Source organism: Halomonas sp. C10-5, assembly GCF_057169305.1.
This window is the reverse complement of record NZ_CP175665.1, coordinates 2,071,727-2,094,915: the sequence shown is the minus strand read 5'-3', so window position 1 is coordinate 2,094,915 and position 23,189 is coordinate 2,071,727. Positions and strand designations below refer to the sequence as shown.

Below are 23,189 nucleotides of genomic sequence, written 5' to 3'. Positions count from 1 at the left end.
GCAATAAACGACAGCGCCCGCAGCCAAGGCTGCGGGCGCTGTCGTTGGTGGGGCGGAAAGCAGAGCCTCGGCTCCGCCTTCCACCCGCCTAGCGCTGCTGATTGTCCTGGGCCTTGGCCTCCTGCTCACGACGGCGGATCTCCCGCGGGTCGTTGTGGGCACGGCGGCGACGGCGGCTGGCACGGCTCTCGGCCTTGGGCTCTTCGGCCTTGGATGCCTCGGGCTTGGACTCTGCCTTCGGGGCTTCGGCCTTGGATGCTTCGGGCTGGGGCTCTGCCTTCGGGGCTTCGGCCTTGGGCGCCTCGGGCTTGGACTCTGCCTTCGGTGCTTCGGCCTTGGGCGCCTCGGGCTTGGACTCTGCCTTCGGTGCTTCGGCCTTGGGCGCCTCGGGCTTGGACTCTGCCTTCGGTGCTTCGGCCTTGGGTGCCTCGGGCTTGGCTTCTGCCTTGGGAGCTTCGGCCTTGGGTGCCTCGGACTTGGACTCTGCCTTCGGGGCTTCGGCCTTGGGCGCCTCCGGCTTGGCTTCTGCCTTGGGGGCTTCGGCCTTGGGCGCCTCGGGCTTGGCTTCTGCCTTGGGGGCTTCGGCCTTGGGCGCCTCGGGCTTGGCTTCTGCCTTCGGTGCTTCGGCCTTGGGTGCCTCGGGCTTGGCTTCTGCCTTGGGAGCTTCGGCCTTGGGTGCCTCGGACTTGGAGGACTCTGCCTTGGGAGCTTCGGCCTTGGTTGCCTCGGGCTTGGCTTCTGCTTCCGGAGCCTCTGCCTTCGGGGCTTCAGCCTTGGGCGCCTCGGGCTTGGCTTCTGCCTTCGGAGCTTCGGCCTTGGTTGCCTCGGGCTTGGCTTCTGCCTTCGGGGCTTCGGCCTTGGGCGCATCGGACTTGGGCTCTGCCTTCGGGGCTTCGGCCTTGGGCGTCTCGGGCTTGGGCTCTGCCTTCTGAGCTTCTGCCTTGGGTGTCTCGGACTTGGCCTTAGCCTTCACGGGCTCGGCCTGGCTGGCGTCGCCCTGGTCAGCGGCCTTGGCGGCTTCCGCCTGCAATCGCTGCTGCTCTTCGAGCACCTTGGGGCTGATGGCGTGCTGACGGCTGCGGTTGCGCGGGTTGTTGCGCGTCCGCTTGGGCTTGCCGTCATCGACCGGTGCATCGCTCCTGGCGTCGGCCGGCTTGCTGGTGTCATCCTGCTTCTGGGATTCGGCCGGCTTCTGGGTGGCACGCGGGTCGCGCTTCTCACCACCGTTCTGGCGGCGGTTGTCGTCGCGTCCCTTCGTGGCGTCCTGCTGTCGCGGCTGGCGGCTCTCTTCCTGGCGATTGCTGTCCTGACGGGCACGGTTACGGCCGCCGCGGCTACCGCGGTTGTCACGGTTGTCGTTGCCTTCCGCCTTGCCGTCAGTGCGCTCGTTGTCCTGGCGCGGCGCGCCACGCCGCTCCTCGCTGCGCGGGCGGCGCTGACGGGTGTTGCGTCCTCCGCGCTCCTCCTCACGGGGGGCGGACTTGCGCTCACTCTTGTCGCTGCCTGTGGGAGCCGCAGCGGGAGTCGACTTCCTGGCGGTGTCGCCCGATGGCGCCTCATCGCCACCTAACAGCTTGGAAAGCCCCTTGACCAGACGCCCGAGGACGCCACCCTGGGACTCCACGGCCACCGGTGGGGCACTGCGCCGGGGCGCGGCGGCCTTGGTGGGGGCGGCCGGCGCTTCCTTCTGCGCCGGAACTTCCTTCTGCGCCGGAGCTTCCTGCAGCAGGGAGGCAGGTGCCGGTTCGTGGTGAATCACGGTCTTCACCGCGGCTTCGGCGCGCTGCACCGGCTTTCCGAAGGAGGCCTCGGGCTCCTTGCCTACCTCGGTGTCGAGGGGGAGCTCGAAGCTGGATTTCTGGCTGCCGTCCTCCTCGACGTGGTCGTCACGCAGGCGCTGAACGTCGTAGTGGGGGGTGTCCATATCGGGGTTGGGCAGCAGCACGACCCGGACATCCTGGCGACGCTCGATATCGGCCAGCACCTTGCGCTTCTCGTTGAGCAGGTAGGTCGCCACCGGCACCGGCAGGATGGCGCGGATCTGGGCGCTGCGCTCCTTCATCGCCTCTTCTTCGATGAGGCGCATGATGGAGAGCGAGATGGAGCGCACGTCGCGGATGGTGCCCTGGCCGTTACAGCGCGGGCAGACCACGCCACTGGTCTCGCCCAGCGAGGGGCGCAGACGTTGGCGTGACATCTCCATAAGACCGAACCGCGAGATGCGGCCGATCTGCACTCGAGCCCGGTCGAGCTTGAGGGCGTCGCGCATGCGGTTCTCGACCTCGCGCTGGTTGCGCGCTGGGCTCATGTCGATGAAGTCGATCACCACCAGGCCGCCGATATCACGCAGGCGCAACTGGCGAGCGGTCTCGTCGGCCGCCTCCAGGTTGGTCTGCAGGGCCGTCTCCTCGATGTCGCTGCCACGGGTGGCGCGCGCCGAGTTGATATCGATGGAGACCAACGCCTCGGTATGATCGATGACGATGGAGCCCCCGGAAGGCAGCTTCACCTCGCGCTCGTAGGCGGTCTCGATCTGCGACTCGATCTGGAAGCGCGAGAAGAGCGGCACCTCGTCGACGTAGAGCTTGATCTTCTGCTGGTAGGAGGGCATCACCTGGCGGATAAAGGCCAGCGCCTCCTCGTGTACCGCGGGGCTGTCGATCAGCACCTCGCCGATATCCTGGCGCAGGTAGTCACGCATGGCGCGGATGATGACGTTGGATTCGCGGTAGATCAGGAAGGGGGCAGGGCGCTTGCCGGCCTCGGCGGTGATCGACTCCCACACCTGAACCAGGTAGTCGAGGTCCCACTGCAACTCCTCGGGGCTGCGGCCGATGCCCGCGGTGCGCACGATCAGACCCATGCGGTCCGGTACGCTGAGCTGGTTCATGGCCTCCTTGAGCTGGCTGCGCTCCTCGCCCTCGATGCGCCGCGAGATGCCGCCGGCCTTGGGGTTGTTGGGCATCAGCACCAGGAAGCGGCCAGCCAGGGAGATGAAGGTGGTCAGGGCAGCGCCCTTGTTGCCACGCTCTTCCTTGTCGACCTGAACGATCACCTCCTGGCCCTCTTTCAGCACCTCCTTGATGCTGGGGCGACCATCGGGATCCTTGACGAAGTACTCGCGGGAGATCTCCTTGAGGGGCAGGAAACCGTGACGGTCGGCGCCGAAGTCGACGAAGGCGGCTTCGAGGGAAGGCTCTATGCGGGTGATCTTGCCCCGATAGATATTGGCTTTCTTCTGTTCCCGGGCACCGGATTCGATGTCCAGATCGTAGAGGCGTTGTCCATCGACCAGCGCGACGCGCAGCTCTTCGGGCTGGGTCGCATTGATGAGCATCCGTTTCATGTTGACTCGCACTATATGGCGCCGGCGAGCGCGACGTGGCGAACCGCTGTGTGCTGCGTGCCTGTGCTCAGCGCATGTCACGGATGCGCAGCTGCGTCCGACCGCGTCGCTCCCGGTGGGGCAGCGCCGCGGCATGAGCCTGTTGAGTACGGGGCGGGGGCAGGACATGTCTCGGCGGGCGTCACCCATCCGGCCCTGCGGTCACCGCCAACACCTGGCATTCATCGATTCGCCTACGCCGGCCTCCGGCACGCTGTTGAACGTGTCCCGTGGCCTGCCGTCGCTCCGTGACTGGGGTAGCGGCGGGGGGATCCGGGCGTGGCGCGTTTATCGCTGTATCGCTTGTCTCTTGCAACGGGCGGCGGGACGTCTTGGCGTCGTCGCGGCCTGATCTTTTCGCTCCGGCCTGCGTGTCTGTCGGGCAGGCGCCTTGCGGGTGCAATGATGCCCATTGGAGCGACTTGGCAATATAACAGCAAGCACGGTTACCAGCAATTGGCGCGGCGGGGCGAACACTGCGTTAGAATGCGCCCTTTCGCAGGTTCTGAGCAGTGGAGTCTCGGCATGGCCGAAGGGCGCGACGTACAGTGGATAGAGGTCACGGAAGGACAGGACGGCCAGCGGGTCGACAACTTCCTGATGACGCGCATCAAGGGAGCGCCGCGAGCGCTGATCTATCGCATCGTGCGCAAGGGCGAGGTGCGTGTGAACAAGAAACGCGTCAAGCCCGATACCCGCCTCGCCACGGGGGACCTGGTGCGTATCCCGCCGCTGAAGCTGTCGCCGCGTGAGGCGGTGCGCGAGGTGAGCGATAACCTGCGCAACCTGCTGGCCGGCAGTGTGCTGGTGGAGGGGCGTGACTGGCTGGTGATCAACAAGCCCTCGGGGCTGGCCGTGCACGGCGGCAGCGGGGTCAAGATCGGCCTGATCGAGGCGTTGCGCCAGGTGCGCGAGGATCTCGATTTCCTGGAGCTGGTGCACCGGCTGGATCGCGATACCTCGGGCTGCCTGCTGCTGGCCAAGTCACGGCCCGCCCTGCTGGCGCTCAACACCTCGCTCAAGCAGCAGCAGATGGACAAGCGCTACCTGGCGCTGGTGGCGGGGCGCTGGCCCGCACGCCGTGACTTCGTGGCGGCTCGCCTGGATCGCTACACCCTGGCCAACGGCGAGCGCCGCGTGCGCGTCGATGCCGAAGGCAAGGTGGCCCGCACTCGTTTCGCGGTGCGTGAGGCCTTTCCGAAGGTGAGCCTGCTGGAGGCAGAGCCGGTCACCGGTCGTACCCATCAGATCCGCGTTCATGCGGCCCACGCCGGACACCCGCTGCTCGGCGACGACAAGTATGGTACCCGGGAGAGCCAGCAGCTTGCCGCGCGGCTCGGCCTCTCGCGACTGTTCCTGCATGCCGAGTCGCTGGCCTTTCCCGAACCGACCAGCGGTCGTGAAGTGCGTATCCGCGCGCCGCTGCCCGACGATCTCGAGTCGGTGTTGACCCGCGCCCGCGAGGCCCTCTGAGGAGACGACATGCGCTATCGACTGGTGATCTTCGATTGGGACGGGACCCTGATGGATTCCGCGGCGCGGATCGTCGCCTGCATGCAGGCGGCCTCGCGGGACGCCGGCTGGGGTGAGCTCGCGCCGGAGAGCATCCGCAATATCATCGGCCTGGGGCTTCCCGAGGCCATCGCTTCCCTGTGTCCGGGCATCGATGCGGAGCGCGCCGAACTGCTGCGCAGCCGTTATGCCTGGCATTTCGTGGAAGGCAACGACACGCCCATGTCCTTCTTCCCCGAGGTGGAGGGTGGGCTGGCGGAACTTCATATGCGGCCCGGGCAACGCCTGGCGGTGGCCACCGGCAAGAGCCGCCGCGGCCTCGATCGCGTGTTCCGGGAGAGTCGCAGCGGGCACTGGTTTCACGCCAGTCGGACCGCCGACGAGACCCGCTCCAAACCCCACCCGCTGATGCTCGAGCAGTTGCTTTCCGAGCTCGAGGTGCCGCTGGCGGAGGCCGTCATGGTGGGTGATACCGAGTATGACCTGGAGATGGCGCGCACCATCGGCATGGATCGCGTGGCGGTTACCTGGGGTGTGCATGCGCCCGAGCGCCTGTCGGCGAGCCTGCCGACCTTCACCGCTGAAGCAGTGCCGGAACTGTTCGACTGGCTACAGGGGAGATAGACGATGTCCGATGACCGCAACGAGCATGAGGAAGGGCGCGACCCCTGGACCCAGGGGCCCGAGCTGAGTCGCGACGAGGCCCGGGAACGGCGCCGGGCGAGCGATGCGAAAGAGCTGCCTGCCGCCGAGGATGCCGAGGCACTGCGCGAGCGTCAGCGTCTCGAGCAGACGGCGATGATGGGGCGCTGGATCGACGGTGTGCTCGCCGAACAGCGTCGTTCACGCCGCTGGAAGCTGTTCTTCCGCTTCCTGTTCGCGGCGCTGATCGCGGCCTCACTATCGGTGACCCTCTACGGCCTGCTGGCCGGGCCATCCGCGGTGGGTGGGGCGGAGGGTCCGCACCTGGGCGTGGTTAAGGTGGAGGGAGTGATCGATGCCGACGGTACCGCCAGTGCGCAGCGCATCAATGCCGGGCTTAAGCGCGCCTGGGAAGCCGAGCAGAGCCAGGCGGTGGTGCTGCATATCAACAGCCCCGGGGGTAGCCCGGTGCAGTCCCAGCGCATCTTCGACGAGGTCATGCGGCTGCGCGGCGAGGGCGACAAGCCGATCATCGCGGTGATCGAGGATATTGGCGCCAGCGGTGCCTACTATATTGCTGCCGGTGCCGATGAGATCATTGCCGCCCCGGCCAGCCTGGTGGGTTCCATCGGGGTGATCTACTCGAGCTTCGGGTTCCAGGAGGCCATCGACCGGTTGGGCGTCGAGCGTCGGGTCTACACCGCTGGAGACAACAAGGCCTTCCTGGACCCCTTCTCGGAAGTGGCTCCGGAGCAGCGTGAGTTCTGGCAGTCGGTGCTGGAGAGCACCCATGACCAGTTTATCGCCGCGGTACGCGAGGGGCGAGGAGAGCGGTTGAGTGATGACGATGCGCTGTTCAGCGGCCTCGTCTGGAGTGGTGAGCAGGCCCTGGAATTCGGCCTGGTGGACGCCCTGGGTAGTCTTGATACCCTGGCGCGAGAACGGCTTTCCGAGCCCAGGCTGCGCGACTACACCCCGCGCCTGGATCCCTTCGAGCGCCTGTCGCGCCAGTTTGGCCGGGTGGCCATGGAGTGGCTGGGGCTGCCGCGGGCCGAGTCGCCGGTGCGTTACCAGCTACCTTAGGGCGCTGAGCTTCAAGCGCCGAGCAGGCTGGCAGCACCGATCCGAGCGGCGCCGGGGACAAGTCGTAGAGGGGGGGCTATGCCATGGATGGCATCGGTAGCGCCCAGGGAGGGGTTCGCAGCGCCCCCTCAGAGACTTGTCGCCGGAAAAGCCGCGGCTTCAGGCTGCGGGTCCCAGCGGGTCCAGGCCCGCCTCACGGAGCAGGGCGCAGAGTCGGATCAGTGGCAGGCCGATCAAGGTGTTGGGGTCGTCGCCCTCAAGGCGTTCGAAGAGGGTGATCCCGAGCCCCTCCATACGGAAGCTGCCGGCGCACTCCAGCGGCTTCTCCCGTTCCACATAGTTCGCGATCTCCTTTTCGCTGAGCGCGCGAAACGCCACGTCATAGGTCTCGTGGCAGACTCGATGACGGCCGTGGCGGGTATCCACCAGCGCCAGGCCGGTCACGAAACGCACCCGGTTGCCGGAAAAACGTGCCAGCTGGGCGCGAGCGGCGGCAAGGTCGGCGGGCTTGCCGAGGACCTCGCCTGCGAACAGCGCAATCTGGTCGGAGCCGATGATCAGGTGCTGCGGCCACTCGTCTGCCAGGTGCTGTGCCTTGGTCAGAGCCAGGCGGTGTACCAGGCCGCTGGGAGATTCGCCGGGACGCGGGGTCTCGTCGATGTCGGGGCTCTGCCAGGCATAGGGCAGGCCGAGGCGGTCGAGAAGCTGGCGTCGCCAGCGCGAACCGGAGGCGAGGACGAGGCGTGGCATGCAGGGGTCTCCAGGGTGTCGATAGCGCCGCAGGTTAGCATGAAGCCAAGTGCCACGGCGGCTTTGACAGGGGCGGGGGGAGTGCCTATCATTGCGCGCCTATGTTGACCACACGACTCCCTGGCAGGGTCGAGCCCTACAAGCTCGCCGCCCGCGCCGAGCACCTGGAAGGGCTGATGGCCCTGGACGCCTTTGCGCGATTGGCCGAAGCGGTCGGTCAGCAGCATGGCGACGTCGAGGTGTGGCTGGATTTCAGCGTCGACCCCCAGGGGCGTCGCGAGATCCACGGGCGGCTGCGCGCCACGCTGCAGCTGCCCTGCCGGCGTTGCCTGCGCCCCATGGCGCAGGACGTCGAGAGCCAGTTTCTGCTCGGCATGGTCACCAGTGACGCCCTTGCGGCCGAGTTGCCCAGCACCCATGAGCCGGTGCTGGTGGAAGACGAACAGCTGAACCTGCTGACGGTGGTCGAGGATGAACTGATCCTCAGCCTTCCCCAGGTGGTTTACCACGATGAGGCCGACTGTGCGGTCTCACGCGACCAGCTGACCAGCGGGGAGGATGCCGTGGCATCCAGCGAGCCCGCAGCCAGCCCCTTCGACGTGCTCCGGCACCTCAAGGGAAAATCCTGATTCATTACCGATTCACTCTGGAGTGACATCCCATGGCAGTTCAACAGAACCGCAAGACCCGTTCCAAGCGCGGCATGCGTCGCAGCCACGACGCCCTGAGCGCCCCGGCCCTGTCCCAGGACAAGGAGACCGGTGCCACCCACCTGCGCCACCACGTCTCTCCGGATGGCTTCTACCGTGGTCGCAAGGTCGTCGACGCTTAAGTCGACGACGCGACCTGCGGTGACCCCTGGCTCCTGACCCCCTTCATGCGGATCGCTATTGATGCGATGGGGGGGGACCTCGGACCTCGTGCCACAGTGCGCGGTGCCGCCGGGGCAGCCCTCCAGGACACCCGTCTCGCGCTGCGACTGTTCGGCCCACGGGCTCGACTGGAGCGTGAGATTGCCAGCCTGCCGCGGCGTCTCGCCGCGGCCGGTTCGCGTCTGGAGGTCGTGGATGCCCCCGATGAGATTGCCCCGGGGCAGCGCCCCTCCGAGGCGCTGCGCCATGGTCGCAACAGCAGCATGGCGCGCATGCTCGACTGCCTGGTGTCGGGTGAGGCCTGTGCCGGGGTCAGTGGCGGCAACACCGGGGCCTTGATGGCCCTGGGTCGACGCGCGCTCGGGACCGTGGCCGGTATTCCCCGACCGGCGATTAGCACCGCGATTCCCACGCACGAGCAGGGACGCTGTTACCTGCTCGACCTGGGGGCCAACGTCGAGGCTTCAGCCGACCGCCTGGTGGACTTCGCCCGCATGGGCGAGGTAATGGCGCGCCATGTGGATGGCCTGGCGCGGCCTCGTGTGGCGCTGCTCAATGTCGGTGTCGAGGGCATCAAGGGCACCGCCAGCGTTCGCCAGGCGGACGCCCGGCTGCGCGAATTGCCTGAGCTCGACTACCACGGCTACGTCGAAGGGGATGGTATCTTCGCCGGACGGGTCGATGTGGTGGTCTGCGACGGCTTCGTCGGCAATGCCGTGCTCAAGGCCAGCGAAGGCCTGGCACGCATGCTGGTGTCCCGGGTTCAGGCCACCTTCGAGGCGCACTGGGGCAGCCGCCTGGTGGGCCTGCTCGCCAGGCCGGCGTTGCGTCGCCTGCGTGGTGAGCTCGATCCGGTTCGCTACAACGGCGCCAGCTTGCTGGGGCTTGCCGGCATCGTGGTGAAGAGCCATGGAGGATCCGACGCCGATGGTTTCCGCTATGCCGTGCTGCGCGCCGTGCAGGAGGTGGAGCATGATCTCCCGCGGCGTCTGGCGCGGGAACTCGGCGGCGCCCCACAGCACTCTACTTCTCGCGTCGGTGCGGCCGGCGACGATGACAGGCAATAAAAGCAAAGGTGACCAAGATGACTCAACCGCTCGCCCTCGTGTTTCCCGGACAGGGTTCCCAGCAGGTCGGCATGCTGCGGGAGCTGGCGGAGCGCTACAGCGTGGTGGGCACGACCTTCGAGGAAGCCTCCGAGGCCCTCGGTTATGACCTATGGCAGGTGGTCCAGGAGGGACCCGCCGAGGCGCTGAACGCCACCGCCTGTACCCAGCCTGCGCTGCTCACCGCCAGTGTGGCGATCTGGCGCATCTGGCAGGAGCTCGAGGGGCCGCGCCCTGGTGCCATGGCCGGCCACAGTCTCGGCGAGTACAGCGCCATGGTCTGCGCCGGGGTGATGCCCTTCGCCGAGGGGGTCAGGCTGGTGAAGCTGCGTGGTGAGGCCATGCAGGCCGCAGTGCCGGCGGGGCAGGGCGCGATGGCGGCGATCCTGGGTCTCGATGACGCCGTGGTGGAGCAGGCCTGTGCCGAGGCGGCTCAGGGCGATGTGGTTTCGGCGGTGAACTACAATGCTCCTGGCCAGGTGGTGATTGCCGGCAGCAAGGCTGCCGTGGAGCGTGCCATCGCTGCCTGCCAGGAGGCGGGTGCCAAGCGGGCCATGCCGCTGCCGGTCTCGGTCCCCTCCCACTGTGCCCTGATGGAGCCGGCCGCCGAGCGACTGGCCGCGGCACTGGGCGAGGTGACGCTCAAGGCACCGCGATACACCGTGGTCCAGAACGTCGATGCCCAGGCTCATGCCGATGTCGAGACCCTGCGCACGCGGTTGATCGAACAGCTCTATCGCCCGGTACGCTGGACTTCCTGCGTCGAGGCCATGAGCGAGCGCGGTGCCGAGGTCTTCATCGAGTGCGGGCCTGGCAAGGTGCTCACCGGCCTGGGCAAGCGTATCGCCCGCGGCAGCAAGGGCCTAGCGGTCAATGACCCTGACAGCCTCGATGCGGCCCTTGAGCTGGCGCGCGGCGTGGCAGCCAACCACGGTTGATCTCTTTTCACAGGACGAAGGCGTAATTTCCATGACTAGCGAAACCAGAGTCGCCCTGGTCACCGGGGCCAGCCGCGGCATCGGCCGGGCCATCGCCCACGAGCTTGGCCGCCAGGGGCGCATCGTGATCGGTACCGCGACCAGCGATGCCGGCGCCGAGAAGATCGATGCCGACCTCAAGGCCCAGGGCATCCAGGGTGCCGGTCGGCGTCTCGATGTCACCGACCAGGCCAGCGTCGACGGCCTGGTCAAGGCGATTACCGAGGAGTTCGGCGCACCGACCATCCTGGTCAACAATGCCGGGATTACCCGTGACAACCTGCTGATGCGCATGAAGGAAGGGGAGTGGGACGACGTCGTCGACACCAACCTCAAGTCGGTCTATCGCGTCAGCAAGGCTTGCCTGCGCGGCATGACCCGGGCGCGCTTCGGCCGCATCGTCAGCATCAGTTCGGTGGTGGCCAGCATGGGCAACCTGGGGCAGACCAACTATGCTGCCGCCAAGGCGGGCATGGAGGGCTTCACCCGGGCTCTGGCTCGTGAAGTGGCCTCGCGTGCTATCACCGTCAATGCGGTGGCGCCCGGCTTCATCGCCACCGACATGACCGAGGCGCTGCCCGAGGAGCAGCACAAGGCACTGCTCACGCAGATTCCGCTGGCGCGCCTCGGCCAGCCCGAGGAGATCGCCGCGGCGGTGGGCTTCCTTACCGGCGAGACAGCCAGCTACATCACCGGCGAGATTTTGCATGTCAACGGCGGCATGAACATGCGTTGAGAGGTGCCGGGTCCGGCGGTTGCGCCGGCCCCGGGGGCTCTATACACTACCCCGCAGCTTCCGGCTTGCGGATCTGGAACCCCAAACGGCTGGTCATCTGGACGGCCAATGTGAACGACTGGAGTACGTCATAATGAGCACCATCGAAGAGCGCGTTAAGAAGGTTGTGGCCGAGCGCCTGAACGTCAAGGAAGAGGACATCCAGAACAGCTCCTCCTTCACCGAGGACCTGGGTGCCGACTCCCTGGATACCGTCGAGCTGGTCATGGCGCTCGAGGAGGAGTTCGATACCGAGATTCCCGACGAGGAAGCCGAGAAGATCACCACCGTTCAGGAAGCCATCGACTACGTCAACGCCCACCAGTAAGTCTGGTGGCGGTCGATACCGCTTGCTGATGCTCGGGGCCGTCCTCGCCGGAACGGCCCCTGGAAAGCCGCCCCAAGGGGCGGCTTTTTCGCACCCGGACGGTTCTCATGTGCGCCGCCGGGGCGGCATCTCGCGGGGAGACTCGTTATAATGCGCCGAAACAGGCGGCCCGGTCGGGCCGCAATCATCCTGGACGCCTGGAGGAACGCTGATGACACGTAGACGGGTAGTGGTGACCGGCTTGGGCCTGGTCACGCCGGTGGGGAATTCCGTGGAAGAGAGCTGGCGCAACATCGTGGCCGGCAACAGCGGTATCGCCCCCATCGAGCACTTCGATGTCAGCGGCTTCAACACGCGCTTCGGCGGTTCGGTGAAGGACTTCGATATCAGTCCCTACCTGAATCCTAAGGAAGCCCGCAAGATGGACCTGTTCATCCAGTATGGGGTGGCGGCCGGGGCTCAGGCGATCCAGGATGCCGGCATCGAGTGCACGGAAGAGAACGCCGACCGCATCGGTGTGGCCATCGGTTCCGGCATCGGCGGGCTGCCGATGATCGAACACAACCATAGTGCCCTGCTCAAGAGTGGGCCGCGGCGCATCTCGCCGTTCTTCGTGCCGGGGTCGATCATCAACATGATCTCCGGAAACCTGGCGATCCAGCATGGCTTCCGCGGTCCCAACATCGCGATCACCACCGCCTGCACCACCGGTACCCACAACATCGGCTACAGTGCCCGCACCATCGCCTATGGCGATGCCGACGTGATGGTCTGTGGTGGTGCGGAGATGGCCACCACCCCGCTGGGCCTGGGCGGCTTCTCGGCGGCGCGGGCGCTGTCCACGCGTAACGATGATCCCCAGGCGGCCAGTCGGCCCTGGGACCGCGACCGCGATGGCTTCGTGCTCTCCGACGGTGCCGGCGTGCTGGTGCTGGAAGAGTATGAGCATGCCAAGGCGCGCGGAGCGACCATCTATGCGGAAATGGCCGGTTTCGGCATGAGCGATGATGCCTATCACATGACCGCCCCGCCCGAGGACGGCAGCGGTGCGGCTCTCTCCATGGCCAACGCCGTGCGGGATGCACGTCTCGACCCGTCCTCGATCGACTATATCAACGCCCACGGCACCTCGACCCCCGCCGGCGACCTGGCCGAGAGCCGGGCGGTGCAGAAGGTGATGGGCGAGGCGGCCAAGTCGGTGGCGGTGAGCTCCACCAAATCGATGATCGGTCATCTGCTGGGGGCGGCCGGCGCCGTCGAGGCGGTGTTCTCGATTCTCGCGATCCGAGACCAGGTGGCGCCGCCCACCATCAACCTGGACAACCCCCAGGAGGGTTGCGAGCTCGACTATGTGCCCCACACCGCCCGTGAGATGAAGGTCGACGTGGCACTCTCGAACTCCTTCGGCTTCGGTGGTACCAACGGCACCCTGGTCTTCACCCGGGTCTGAGGCGGGTGGAGCCGCGTGTGAGTGAGCAGGCTGCCTGGCCGCTGGACGATCGCGGCGCCGCTTACGGTGATGGCCTCTTCGAGACCATCCTGGTCAGGGCTGGCCGCCCACTACTGTGGGACGAACACCTGGCGCGGCTGGCCCGGGGATGCCATGTTCTGGGCATTCCCATGCCGGCAGAGCATGACCTGGCCGCCCCCCTGGCCGAGGCGGGGCCTGGGCTCGAGGTGCTCAAGCTGATTCTCACCCGGGGCAGCGGCGGGCGTGGCTATCGCCCGCCGGCGGCCCCCGAACCGCGGCTTCGCTGGCAGTTCGCCGACTTCGCCCCCGCCGAGTCGCGCTGGCAGAAGGGGGTGCGGGTTCGTCACTGTCGGCTACGCCTCGCCAGCCAGCCGCTGCTCGCCGGGATCAAGCACCTCAATCGTCTCGAGAATGTGCTGGCACGCGCCGAGTGGAACGATGATGCGATCGCCGAGGGGCTGCTCCGCGATGACGCGGGGCGGCTGGTCGAGGCCACCGCCATGAACCTCTTCTGGCAACGCGCCGGTCGTCTGGAGACCCCGCGCCTCGCACATTGCGGTGTGGCGGGGACCCTGCGCGAGGCGTTGATCTCCCATCTCGATATCCACGAGGTCGAGGCGGGGGACGAGGCGCTGACGAATGCCGAGGCGGTGTGGCTTGGCAACTCCGTGCAGGGCGTCTGGCCGGTCGTGTGCCTCGATGATGCCGCCGGTGTCGAACGACGTCGCTGGTCGCTCGGGGCCACGCATCGCACCTTTCAGGCCGAGGCCCACGCCTTGCTGGGCTACGCCTGCCCCTGAACTCTACTGACTCACGAGGACTCCGATGCGGCGAGTGCTGATCTTCCTGCTTGTGCTGGCCATGGTGGTCGCGGCGGCGCTGTTCGGTGGCTATCGCTACTGGCAGTCGCGCCTTACGGCTCCCATCGCGATCAGCGAGACGATGCTCTACGAGGTGCCCCGCGGGGCCGGCTACCATCGGGTGGTTGGCGACCTGGCGGCCCGGGGCGTGATCGAGGATGACTGGGCCTTCCGTGTGCTGGCGCGCCTCGAGCCTGAGAGCCTGCCGCGACTGCGCCCCGGGGAGTTCCGGCTGGAGCCCGGCATGAGCGGCCGCGAACTGCTCGAACTGCTGGGCAGCGATCGCCTGGTGAGCTATCCGCTGACCATTCCCGAGGGCTGGACCTTCCGCCAGATGCGAGCCGCTCTGGATGCGGCGCCCAAGCTGGAGCACCGTACCGAGGGGCTCGACGCCGAGGAGGTGATGGCACTGCTCGACCGCGAGGGCAAACATCCGGAGGGCTGGTTCTTTCCCGATACCTACCTCTATCACAAGGGCGCGAGCGACCTGCAGATTCTCGAGCAGGCGCTCTCGCGCATGGAGGAGACCCTCGAGGAGGTCTGGGCCCAGCGCACCGATGACCTGCCGTTCGATACCCCCTACGAGGCGCTGATCATGGCCTCGTTGATTGAACGCGAGACGGGGGCCCCCGAGGAGCGTCGTGAGATCGCCGGGGTCTTCAAGCGTCGCCTGGAGCGTGGCATGCGCCTGCAGACCGATCCCACGGTGATCTACGGCATGGGGGAGCGCTACGAGGGCAACATCACCCGCGCCGACCTGCGCGAGGCCACGCCCTACAACACCTATGTCATCGCCGGCATGCCGCCGACGCCGATTGCACTGCCGGGGCGGGCCTCGCTGGAAGCCGCGGTCGACCCGCTGCCCGGTGAGACGCTCTACTTCGTCTCCAAGGGCGATGGTACGCACCACTTCTCGCGCACCCTGCGCGAGCACAATAATGCGGTGAACCGGTATATCCGTAATCGCCAGTAAGGAGATTCATATGGCCGAGCGCGGACGCTTTATTACCCTGGAAGGGGGCGAGGGTGTGGGCAAGTCCACCAATCTCGAGCGGGTCGTTGGCTGGCTCGAGGCGCGTGGGTTCGAGGTGGTCCAGACCCGCGAGCCCGGCGGCACGCCACGCGCCGAGGCTATCCGTCGCCTGCTGCTCGACCCCGATGAGCCGGAACCGCTGGATGATGACGCCGAGCTGCTGCTGGTGTTTGCCGCCCGTGCCCAGCACCTGGCACAGGTGATCCGTCCGGCTCTGGCGCGCGGCGCCTGGGTGGTGTGCGACCGCTTCACCGATGCCACCTTCGCCTACCAGGGCGGCGGGCGCGGCATCGACAGCGCGCGCATCGCCGAGCTCGAGGCCTTCGTCCAGCGGGGCCTGGCCCCCGACCTGACCCTGCTCCTCGACATGCCGATGACGGCGGCCCAGCAGCGTCTGGATCAGCGCGGCGAGCGGCGTGACCGCTTCGAGCAGGAGCGCGCCGAGTTCTTCGAGGCGGTCCGCCAGGCCTACCTCGCGCGTGCCGCCGCTGCACCGCAACGCTTCGCCGTCATCGATGCGGCCCGCTCACGGGAGGCGGTCGCCGAACAGATCGAGAGTGTGCTCGAGGCACGGGTGGCCGCATGGCAGAGCTGAACTCTACGCCGATCACCACCCTGGAACCGCTGCCCTGGCTGGCTGGCCGATTCGCCGAGCTGACCCGCCTGGCCGACAGCGGCCGACTGCCCCACGCGCTGCTGATTTCCGGGCCGCGGGGGGTGGGCAAGCGTTCGCTGGTGGATGCCCTGGCCGCCCGGACCCTGTGCGCCGAACCCGGTGCGGTGGCCTGCGGTCGCTGCCATGGCTGCCGCATGCTGGCCTCCGGCTACCATCCCGATCTGATGAGCGTCGAACTCGAGGAGGGCAAGCGCCAGATCCGCATCGACGCCATCCGCGAGATCAACCATGTCGTTTCCCAGACCGCCCAGCAGGGGGGCTATCGGGTCATTCTCATCGCCCCGGCCGAGGCGCTCAACGTGGCCGCCGCCAACGCGCTGCTCAAGAGCCTGGAGGAACCTGGTGAGCGGACCCTCTTCCTGCTGCTCTCGGATATCCCGTCCCGTCTGTTGCCTACCATTCGCTCGCGCTGCCAGCACTGGAGCCTGGCGCCCCCCGCCGCGTCCAACTGCCTGCCCTGGCTCACCGAGCACCTCGGCGACGAGGAGGAGGCGCGCTTCTGGCTGACGGTGGCCGGTGGCTTGCCGCTGCAGGCGCTGAGCCTGGCCGAGCCCGAGGCCAGGGCCCTGCGCCAGCAGCTGGTGGAGACCTTCGAGGCGCTGGTGCGGGGGGGCGAGCCCGTGGCCGAGGCCGCCCGACTCGATCGCCAGTCCATCGACGCCATCCTGTGGTACGGTATCGCCTGGCTCGAGGATCTGATTCGCCTGGGGCTTTCCGGTGATGCCGAGGGCCTGTGCAATCCCGACCTGCTGCCGCTCTACCGTCAGGCGGTCAAGAACGCCCGGGTGCGTGACTGGTTCCGCCTGCTCGACTACGCCCGTGAAGAGCGCAGGCTGCTGGCGGCCGGCGGCAACCCCAACCCGCAGCTGGTGCTGGAAGCCTGGCTGGTGCGCTGGTCCGCGCTGTTGCGCTCATGATGCGCCGCCCGTGAACGTTGAAGGAGGGGCCCATGGCCGCCCAGAAGGCTCTGTCGCTGAATATCCAGGACGTCCAGACCCTGCTCTCGGCCTATATGCCGGCGCTCGAGCGGGGCGGTATCTTCGTGCCCACTCGCGAGCGCTATGAACTGGGCCAGCAGATCTACCTGCTGCTGACGCTGCCCGGCGAGAGCGAGCGCGTACCGGTCACCGGCCAAGTGGTGTGGGTCTCGCCGGAAGGCGTCACCGGCCGGCGGATGCCCGGGGTGGGCATCCACTTCAGTGCCGCCGACCAGGCCGTGCGCGACCGCATCGAGAACCTGCTCGCCGGGCACCTCGACAAGGGTACGCCGACCTATACGCTTTAATCAGCTTCGAGCTTCGAGCTTCGAGCTTCGAGCCATTCATCTGTCATCCGGATATACCGCATGTTTGTCGACTCCCACTGTCACCTCGATCGCCTCGATCCCGCCACCCACGGCGGAGACCTCGCCGCCACCCTGGATGCTGCCCGGGCACGCGGGGTCAAGCAGTTCCTGGCCATCGGCGTCACCCTGGATGAGGTGCCCGGTGTCGCCGCCATCGCCCGTGAACACGATGACGTGGTGATCTCCGCCGGGATCCACCCGCTGCACCGGGTCGACGAGGAGCCCGACGTGGAGGCGATCAAGGCGGTTGCCGACCGCTACGGCGCGGTAGCCATCGGCGAGTGCGGGCTGGACTATCATTACCTGAAGAAGGCGCCGGAGACGGTGCCCTCTCGGGAAGTGCAGCGCGAGCGCTTTCGCCGCCAGCTGATCGCCGCCAGGGAGCTCCAGCTGCCGGTAATCATCCATACTCGCGAGGCGCGCGACGAGACGCTGGCGCTCATCCGCGAGCACACCGATCCCGCTATCGGCGGTGTGCTGCACTGTTTCACCGAGGACCTCGAGATGGCCCGTGAGGCGGTACGCCACGGCTTCTATATCTCGCTTTCCGGGATCGTCACCTTCCACAGTGCCAAGGCGCTGCGCGAGGTCGCCAGGCAGGTACCCCTGGATCGGCTGCTGATCGAGACCGATAGCCCCTATCTGGCCCCGGTGCCCCATCGCGGCAAGCCCAACGAGCCGGGCTGGGTGGTGGAAGTGGCCGAGTGCATTGCGGCCGAGCGCGGGATCAGCGTGGAGGAGGTCGCCATGCAGACCACCGCCAACTTCTATCGGCTGTTCCGTGCCGCCGTCCCCGAGGTCTCCGAGGAGATGCGTGGCATCCTGCAGGGTGCCGGGCTGGTCACGTAGGAGGAAGGCGATGGACCTGGAGCCGCTGGTGGCACAGATCGACCCCGAGGGTGAGATCCCCCCGGTGGGTGACTGGCACCCCGAACACGAGGGGGAGATGGACCTGGTGATCGCCGCCGACGGGCGTTGGATACACGAAGGGACCATCATGTCCCGCCCACGACTGGTGCGATTGCTTTCCACCATCCTGCGCCGGGAAGCCGACGGTCGCCATGCGCTGGTCACCCCGGCCGAGAAGCAGCTGATCCGTGTCGAGGATCGCCCCTTCCTGATCGTCGACGCCGAGCCTGGCGCCGACGGCCTGTGGTGGTTGACCACCAACATGGGTGACCGCCTGGCGCTGGATGCCGGCCATCCCTTCACCCTCAGCGAGACCCCTGCCGGTGAGTGCGTGCCCGAGGTCCCGGTGCGCTTCGGCCTGGCCGCACGCCTTGGGCGCAACGTTTTCTATCGGCTGGTCGAAGAGGCCGCTTCCTTTACCCTGGATGACGGCCGTGAAGCCCTGGGGCTCCATAGCGGAGGCGTATGGCATCCGCTGGGCCTGGTTGACGGCGAGACGGCGTGCGGCTGACCGACGAGCAGCGTGCCGTGGTCGAGCACGGCGCCGGGCATGCGCGTGTTGCCGCGGTGGCGGGGTCCGGCAAGACCACCACCATGGTGGCCAGGGTGCTGCACCTGCTCGAACGGGGGGTGGCACCGCAGCGTATCCTGGTGCTGATGTTCAACCGGTCGGCACGCGAGGACTTCCAGGCGCGCCTGGCAGCCATGGCGCCTCCGGGCCAGCGGTTGCCGGATGTGCGCACCTTCCACTCCCTGGGCCACCGACTGAGTGGCAGCCTGACCCGCTGGGGGGCGCTGGCGCCCCGCCAGCTGCTTACCGCCGACTGGCAGCTCGAGCGCCTGCTGCGCCAGGCCACTCAGCTGACCCTGGGCGACCAGGATGCCGATTCCAGGGAGTCGGCGCTGGATTCGGAGCGGCTCGAGGCACTCGCCCACTTCTGTGCGTTGGTCAAGGCCGAGATGGTTCCCGCCGGCGAGCTTCACGAGCGGCTGGATTACGGTGAGGAGACCCGCTACTTTCCGGCCGCCTTCGAGCAGGTCGAGGCGCTGCTGGAGCAGCATGGGCTGATGGGCTATGCCGACCTGCTCTATCGTCCCCTGCGCGCGCTGGAAGCGGATGCCGGCCTGCGCGGCCGCATCCAGGGCTACCTCGACCATGTGATCATCGACGAGTATCAGGACATCAACGTCGCCCAGCAGCGGCTGCTGGCGCTGCTCGCCGGCGAGCGTGCCGAGGTGATGGCGGTGGGGGATGCCAACCAGTGCATCTACGAGTGGCGTGGCGCCCATCCGGAGACCATGCTCCAGCGCTTCACCGCCACCTTTGGAGAGGCCGTGGACTATCCGCTCTCCACCACCTTCCGCCACGGCCATGCCCTGGCGCTGGCCGCCAACCACGCCATCGAAGCCAATCGCCGGCGCCCCGACCAGCAGTGCCTGGCGGCTCCCGGAAACCCGCTGACCCGGATCGCGGCGGGCCAGGGCAGTCGCGGCCTGCTGGATGGCCTGGCGGCCTGGCAGCGGGAGGGGCGGGCGCTGCATGAGGCCTGTGTGCTGGTGCGCAGTTGGGCCCTCTCCGTGCCGTTGCAGCTGGCGCTGCTGCGCGAGGGGATCCCCTTTCGCCTGGCTCGGGAGGACCGCTTCGTCTTTCGTCTGCCCCTGGTCCAGGCGCTGGCCGGCTACCTGCGCCTGGCGCGTGAGCCGGGGCTACTGCGTGACCCCGCGCACCTGGCGCTGCTGTTCGGCCAGCCGACCCCCTTCGTGGCTCGCGAGCGGCTCGAGGCGCTGGCCCTGCGTCTGGCCGAGAGCCAGCGCTGGCCGGAGCCCCATGATCCGCTGCTGGCCCCCCTGAGACCCCACCAGAAGCGCACCCTCAAGAAGCGTTGGGCGCTGCTCTGTGAGCTGCCGCGGCTGGCGGCCCGTCCCCCGGCCGAGCTGCTCGAGCACGTAGTGGCCGAGGTCGATGCCGAAAAGGTGCTCAAGCGTGCCGCGGCGCGGCGCGACAAGGGCGAGGAGGACGTGCGACTGCTCGACGTGCTCAAGGAGCAGGCCAGCGAACTGGGCAACGATACCGAGGCCTTCGTCGAGCTGCTCAGCCGGCCGGTGGAGAACCGTGACGATGGCGTGCTGATCAATACCGTGCACGGTGCCAAGGGGCTGGAGTGGCCCCTGGTGGCCCTTGCCGGCGTCAACGAACAGGACTTCCCCCACTATACCCGTGACAACCCGCTCTCCCCGCAACGGCTCGAGGAGGAGCGCAGGCTCTTCTATGTGGCGATCACCCGTGCCCGGGAGCGGTTGCTGCTGCTGCATGACGGTGGCGACCACCGACCCAGCCGCTTCCTTGCCGAGAGTGCCTGGGAGGAGTGTGATCGCCTGGCCCGGCGACTGGACGGGATGGGTGAAGGGGCCCTCGAGGTGTCCCGCCCCGGGCTAGTACGTCACTATCTCGCCAGGCTGGGCGAGGAGCTGCCGCTGGTCGGCAGCGACCCGGGAGTCGCCGAGGGCGGGAGTGACTATCGCACCTTCGACGTGGGCCAGCGCCTGCGCCATGCTGTGTTCGGTGAAGGCGAGATCGACCTGGTGGAGGGGGATCCGGACAATCCGGTGATCGAGGTGCGCTTTCACCATGCCGGCCGACGGCGCTTGATCGCACGTCGGGCGCCTATCGAACTGCTCAACGGAGAACGCCCATGAGCCAACCCTTGATCGCCGCCTGGGAGCTGGAAGAGGCCCTGGAGGGGGCGCGTCCCCCGCGGTTGCTGGACTGCAGGGCACGCCTGGGGGAGCCCGACGCTGGCCACGGCCTTTGGTGGAAAGCCCATCTGCCGGGCAGCCACCACCTCGACCTGGATCGCGACCTCGCGGGACCGCCGGGGGAGGGCGGGCGACACCCCCTGCCGCGCCAGGAGGCTTTTACCGCGACGCTCCAGAGGTTGGGAGTGGCGCCGGATGTGCCGGTGGTGGTGTATGACGACATGGGCGGGCAGCTGGCAGCCGCACGGGCGTGGTGGATGCTGGCCTGCTGGGCCGGTCACCCCGATGTCAGGGTGCTGGACGGAGGCATCCAGGCCTGGCTGGGGCACGGTGGCGAGCTGCGCGAAGGTGATGGCGTGGCGCCGCGTCCCGGCGACTGGTCTCCCGCCTACCGTGACGTGGCCTGGATGGGGGCCGATGCGGTCTTCTCCGGGCGCGGTCTCAAGCTGGACGCCCGCAGCCGAGAGCGTTTCAGCGGTGAGGCCGAGCCCATCGATCCGGTGGCGGGCCATATCCCGGGGGCAATCTGCCGCCCCAGCGCCGAGAACCTGGGCGCGGACGGACGCTTCAAGGACCCGCGCCGCCTGGCCGAGGAGCTGCCCCAGGCCGATGAGTCAGTGGCCTACTGCGGCTCGGGGGTCACCGCCTGCCACACTATTCTCGCCTATGCCGTGGCGGGCAGGCCGTTGCCACGTCTCTATCCTGGCTCCTGGAGCGAGTGGATCCGCGACCCGGTGCGCCCGGTGGCGACCGGAGCCTAAGCCCGGCTCAAGCTTGAAGAGCGTCGCTTCGCTCCTGAAAGCTTGAAGCTGGAACAAGACCGCCTCCGGGGTTTTCCCCGGAGGCGGTCTTGTTCAGGCTGTTATCCAGCTTTCAGCTTACATATTCGGATAGTTCGGCCCGCCGCCGCCCTCCGGCGCCACCCAGGTGATGTTCTGGGCCGGGTCCTTGATATCGCAGGTCTTGCAGTGCACGCAGTTCTGGAAGTTGATCTGGAACCGCGGCTTGCCGTCGTCCCCCTCGACCACCTCGTAGACCCCGGCCGGGCAGTAGCGTTGGGCCGGCTCGGCGTACTCCGGCAGGTTGTCGCGAATCGGCAACTCCGGGTCGGCCAGCTTCAGGTGGCAGGGCTGGTCCTCCTCATGGTTGGTGTTGGAGAGGAATACCGAGGAGGGCTTGTCGAAGGAGAGCTTGCCGTCTGGCTTCGGGTAGTCGATCTTCTCGAATTCGCTGGCCGGCTTCAGTGCGGCATGGTCCGGAGTGGTGTCGTGGACGTTGGGCAGCTTGCCCCGCAACAGCTGGTCGGCGAAGTTGTAGGCGCCGCCAAAGACGGTGCCGTACTTGTGGATCGCCGGCCCGAAGCTGGCGCTCTCCTTGAGCTCGGCAAAGGCCCAGCTGGATTCCCACTTGTCGGTGAAGGCCGTCAGCTCCTGACCTCCTTCATCGCCTGCACTGATCGCCTCGAATACCGTCTCGGCGGCCACCAGGCCGGACTTCATGGCGGTGTGCAACCCCTTGATCTTGGCGAAGTTGAGGGTGCCAGCGTCGCAGCCGATCAGCAGGCCACCCGGGAAGGTCATCTTCGGCAGGCAGTTCAGCCCGCCCTTGGCGATGGCCCGGGCGCCGTAGGCGACCCGCTTGCCGCCCTCGAGATGTTTCGCCAGCACCGGGTGGTGCTTCATGCGCTGGAACTCGTCGAAGGGCGAGAGCCAGGGATTCTGGTAGGAGAGGTCCATGATCAGGCCTACCACCACCTGCTGGTTGTCGCCATGGTAGAGGAACCAGCCGCCATGGGTGTGCTTGTCCAGGGGCCAGCCGGATCCATGCAGCACCAGTCCGGGTTCATGCTGCTCGGCGGGCACGTCCCACAGCTCCTTCAGGCCGATGCCGTAGTGCTGGGGGTCCTTGCCCGCGTCGAGGCGATACTCCTCGATCAGGCGCTTGCCGATATGGCCCCGGGCACCCTCGGCGAACAGGGTGTACCTGGCGCGCAGCTCCATGCCCGGCATATGGCCATCCTTGGGCTGACCGTCGGCGCCCACGCCCATGTCGCCGATCAGGATGCCCTTGACCACGCCCTCCTCGACGATCGCCTCCTGCGCGGCGAAGCCGGGGAAGATCTCCACGCCCAGTCCCTCGGCCTGCTCGGCCAGCCAGCGGCACAGGTTGCCGGCGCTGATCACATAGCGGGGCATGTCCCCACCGGTGTTGTGCATGGAGGGGGGCACCAGGGCATTGGGCAGCTTCTGACCCTTCTCGGCGTCCTTGAGCAGGTAGACCTCGTCGCGGCTGGCCGGGGTGGTCAGCGGGGCGCCACGCTCCTCCCAATCGGGGAACAGCTCCTGCAGGGCGCGGGGTTCGAAGATGGCACCGGAGAGGATATGGGCGCCCACCTCGGATCCTTTCTCCACCACGCATACGGAGAGCTCCTGTTCCGCCTCGCTCGCCTGCTGCATCAGCCGGCACGCGGCGGCCAGGCCCGAGGGCCCGGCGCCGACGATGACCACATCGAATTCCATGGATTCGCGTTCGACTTGTTCTTCCATCTGCTCTCTCCTCGCTGCCCGAGTCGACGCTGAGGTCCATGCCACCAACGTCGAAACGATTTAAAACGGTCGTTTGCTTCTAGCCTGTCCCCATGATAGGCATAATAGTTCAACGAGGTCACCCCCTGCGATCGAGCAATCACGGTGTCATGCCGGCCAGGG

The 23,189-nt window shown here is 67.5% G+C and carries 22 protein-coding genes; 19 read left to right on the top strand and 3 right to left on the bottom strand.

Translation table 11 applies throughout. The features are described 5' to 3' along the window. Window positions 1-88: 88 nt before the first annotated feature. On the bottom strand, window positions 89-3,346 hold the full coding sequence (rne, locus tag ACJ7IV_RS09735; protein WP_483864221.1) for a ribonuclease E: 3,258 nt from the start codon (window positions 3,344-3,346) through the stop codon (window positions 89-91). A 564-nt stretch (window positions 3,347-3,910) separates the two neighbouring features. Here rne and ACJ7IV_RS09730 point away from each other — a divergent pair. The 3 genes from ACJ7IV_RS09730 to sppA are packed head-to-tail and all read left to right on the top strand — an operon-like array spanning window position 3,911 to window position 6,622. Beyond that, entirely contained in the window at window positions 3,911-4,858 is a 948-nt protein-coding gene (locus tag ACJ7IV_RS09730) for an RluA family pseudouridine synthase (protein ID WP_232910876.1), read from the top strand. Window positions 4,859-4,867: 9 nt separating this feature from the next. Further along, window positions 4,868-5,521, top strand: a complete 654-nt coding sequence (locus ACJ7IV_RS09725; protein WP_483864220.1) for an HAD-IA family hydrolase — start codon at window positions 4,868-4,870, stop codon at window positions 5,519-5,521. Between the two features lie 3 nt (window positions 5,522-5,524). Beyond that, window positions 5,525-6,622, top strand: a complete 1,098-nt coding sequence (gene sppA, locus ACJ7IV_RS09720; RefSeq protein WP_483864219.1) for a signal peptide peptidase SppA — start codon at window positions 5,525-5,527, stop codon at window positions 6,620-6,622. A 159-nt stretch (window positions 6,623-6,781) separates the two neighbouring features. Here the strand turns inward: sppA and ACJ7IV_RS09715 are convergent, their stop codons facing one another. Next, window positions 6,782-7,372 carry a Maf family protein gene (locus tag ACJ7IV_RS09715; protein ID WP_483864218.1) on the bottom strand — a complete coding sequence of 197 codons (591 nt, stop codon included), beginning with the start codon at window positions 7,370-7,372 and terminating at the stop codon, window positions 6,782-6,784. A 101-nt stretch (window positions 7,373-7,473) separates the two neighbouring features. Here ACJ7IV_RS09715 and ACJ7IV_RS09710 point away from each other — a divergent pair, with 101 nt between their 5' ends. The 16 genes from ACJ7IV_RS09710 (at window position 7,474) to ACJ7IV_RS09635 (ending at window position 21,242) form a co-directional block, all read left to right on the top strand. Beyond that, complete coding sequence (locus ACJ7IV_RS09710) at window positions 7,474-8,001, top strand: YceD family protein (protein WP_483864217.1); 528 nt, start codon at window positions 7,474-7,476, stop codon at window positions 7,999-8,001. A gap of 32 nt (window positions 8,002-8,033) precedes the next feature. Then, on the top strand, window positions 8,034-8,204 hold the full coding sequence (gene rpmF, locus ACJ7IV_RS09705; protein ID WP_161430362.1) for a 50S ribosomal protein L32: 171 nt from the start codon (window positions 8,034-8,036) through the stop codon (window positions 8,202-8,204). Between the two features lie 45 nt (window positions 8,205-8,249). Then, window positions 8,250-9,311, top strand: a complete 1,062-nt coding sequence (gene plsX, locus ACJ7IV_RS09700) for a phosphate acyltransferase PlsX (RefSeq protein WP_483864216.1) — start codon at window positions 8,250-8,252, stop codon at window positions 9,309-9,311. A gap of 17 nt (window positions 9,312-9,328) precedes the next feature. Beyond that, entirely contained in the window at window positions 9,329-10,288 is a 960-nt protein-coding gene (gene fabD, locus ACJ7IV_RS09695) for an ACP S-malonyltransferase (RefSeq protein WP_483864215.1), read from the top strand. Between the two features lie 31 nt (window positions 10,289-10,319). After that, window positions 10,320-11,063 (top strand): 3-oxoacyl-ACP reductase FabG, encoded by a 744-nt coding sequence (gene fabG, locus ACJ7IV_RS09690; protein WP_282040664.1) that lies wholly within the window; start codon window positions 10,320-10,322, stop codon window positions 11,061-11,063. 133 nt (window positions 11,064-11,196) lie between these two features. Next, the gene (gene acpP, locus ACJ7IV_RS09685) at window positions 11,197-11,430 is read left to right on the top strand and encodes an acyl carrier protein (protein ID WP_008956801.1); all 234 of its coding nucleotides are present in this window, start codon (window positions 11,197-11,199) and stop codon (window positions 11,428-11,430) included. Between the two features lie 211 nt (window positions 11,431-11,641). Next, a complete protein-coding gene (gene fabF, locus ACJ7IV_RS09680) occupies window positions 11,642-12,880 on the top strand; it encodes a beta-ketoacyl-ACP synthase II (RefSeq protein WP_483864214.1) in 1,239 nt (412 codons plus the stop codon). A gap of 17 nt (window positions 12,881-12,897) precedes the next feature. Beyond that, window positions 12,898-13,701 carry an aminodeoxychorismate lyase gene (pabC, locus tag ACJ7IV_RS09675; RefSeq protein ID WP_483864213.1) on the top strand — a complete coding sequence of 268 codons (804 nt, stop codon included), beginning with the start codon at window positions 12,898-12,900 and terminating at the stop codon, window positions 13,699-13,701. A gap of 25 nt (window positions 13,702-13,726) precedes the next feature. Next, on the top strand, window positions 13,727-14,734 hold the full coding sequence (gene mltG / locus ACJ7IV_RS09670; protein WP_483864212.1) for an endolytic transglycosylase MltG: 1,008 nt from the start codon (window positions 13,727-13,729) through the stop codon (window positions 14,732-14,734). A gap of 10 nt (window positions 14,735-14,744) precedes the next feature. Beyond that, window positions 14,745-15,389 (top strand): dTMP kinase, encoded by a 645-nt coding sequence (gene tmk / locus ACJ7IV_RS09665; protein WP_483864211.1) that lies wholly within the window; start codon window positions 14,745-14,747, stop codon window positions 15,387-15,389. Further along, window positions 15,377-16,387 carry a DNA polymerase III subunit delta' gene (locus ACJ7IV_RS09660; protein ID WP_483864210.1) on the top strand — a complete coding sequence of 337 codons (1,011 nt, stop codon included), beginning with the start codon at window positions 15,377-15,379 and terminating at the stop codon, window positions 16,385-16,387. The genes tmk and ACJ7IV_RS09660 overlap by 13 nt, the downstream gene beginning before the upstream one ends. 32 nt (window positions 16,388-16,419) lie before the next feature. Next, window positions 16,420-16,755 (top strand): PilZ domain-containing protein, encoded by a 336-nt coding sequence (locus ACJ7IV_RS09655; RefSeq protein WP_483864209.1) that lies wholly within the window; start codon window positions 16,420-16,422, stop codon window positions 16,753-16,755. A gap of 60 nt (window positions 16,756-16,815) precedes the next feature. Then, window positions 16,816-17,664 carry a TatD family hydrolase gene (locus ACJ7IV_RS09650; protein ID WP_483864208.1) on the top strand — a complete coding sequence of 283 codons (849 nt, stop codon included), beginning with the start codon at window positions 16,816-16,818 and terminating at the stop codon, window positions 17,662-17,664. A 10-nt stretch (window positions 17,665-17,674) separates the two neighbouring features. Then, entirely contained in the window at window positions 17,675-18,235 is a 561-nt protein-coding gene (locus ACJ7IV_RS09645) for a DUF1285 domain-containing protein (protein WP_483864207.1), read from the top strand. Continuing rightward, a complete protein-coding gene (locus tag ACJ7IV_RS09640) occupies window positions 18,226-20,421 on the top strand; it encodes an ATP-dependent helicase (RefSeq protein ID WP_483864206.1) in 2,196 nt (731 codons plus the stop codon). Before ACJ7IV_RS09645 ends, ACJ7IV_RS09640 begins: the two co-directional genes overlap by 10 nt. Beyond that, window positions 20,418-21,242 carry a sulfurtransferase gene (locus ACJ7IV_RS09635; RefSeq protein ID WP_483864205.1) on the top strand — a complete coding sequence of 275 codons (825 nt, stop codon included), beginning with the start codon at window positions 20,418-20,420 and terminating at the stop codon, window positions 21,240-21,242. Before ACJ7IV_RS09640 ends, ACJ7IV_RS09635 begins: the two co-directional genes overlap by 4 nt. A gap of 117 nt (window positions 21,243-21,359) precedes the next feature. On the opposite strand, the gene ACJ7IV_RS09630 is transcribed toward ACJ7IV_RS09635, so the two are convergent. Next, the gene (locus ACJ7IV_RS09630) at window positions 21,360-23,072 is read right to left on the bottom strand and encodes an electron transfer flavoprotein-ubiquinone oxidoreductase (RefSeq protein ID WP_483864204.1); all 1,713 of its coding nucleotides are present in this window, start codon (window positions 23,070-23,072) and stop codon (window positions 21,360-21,362) included. Between the last annotated feature and the right edge of the window lie 117 nt (window positions 23,073-23,189).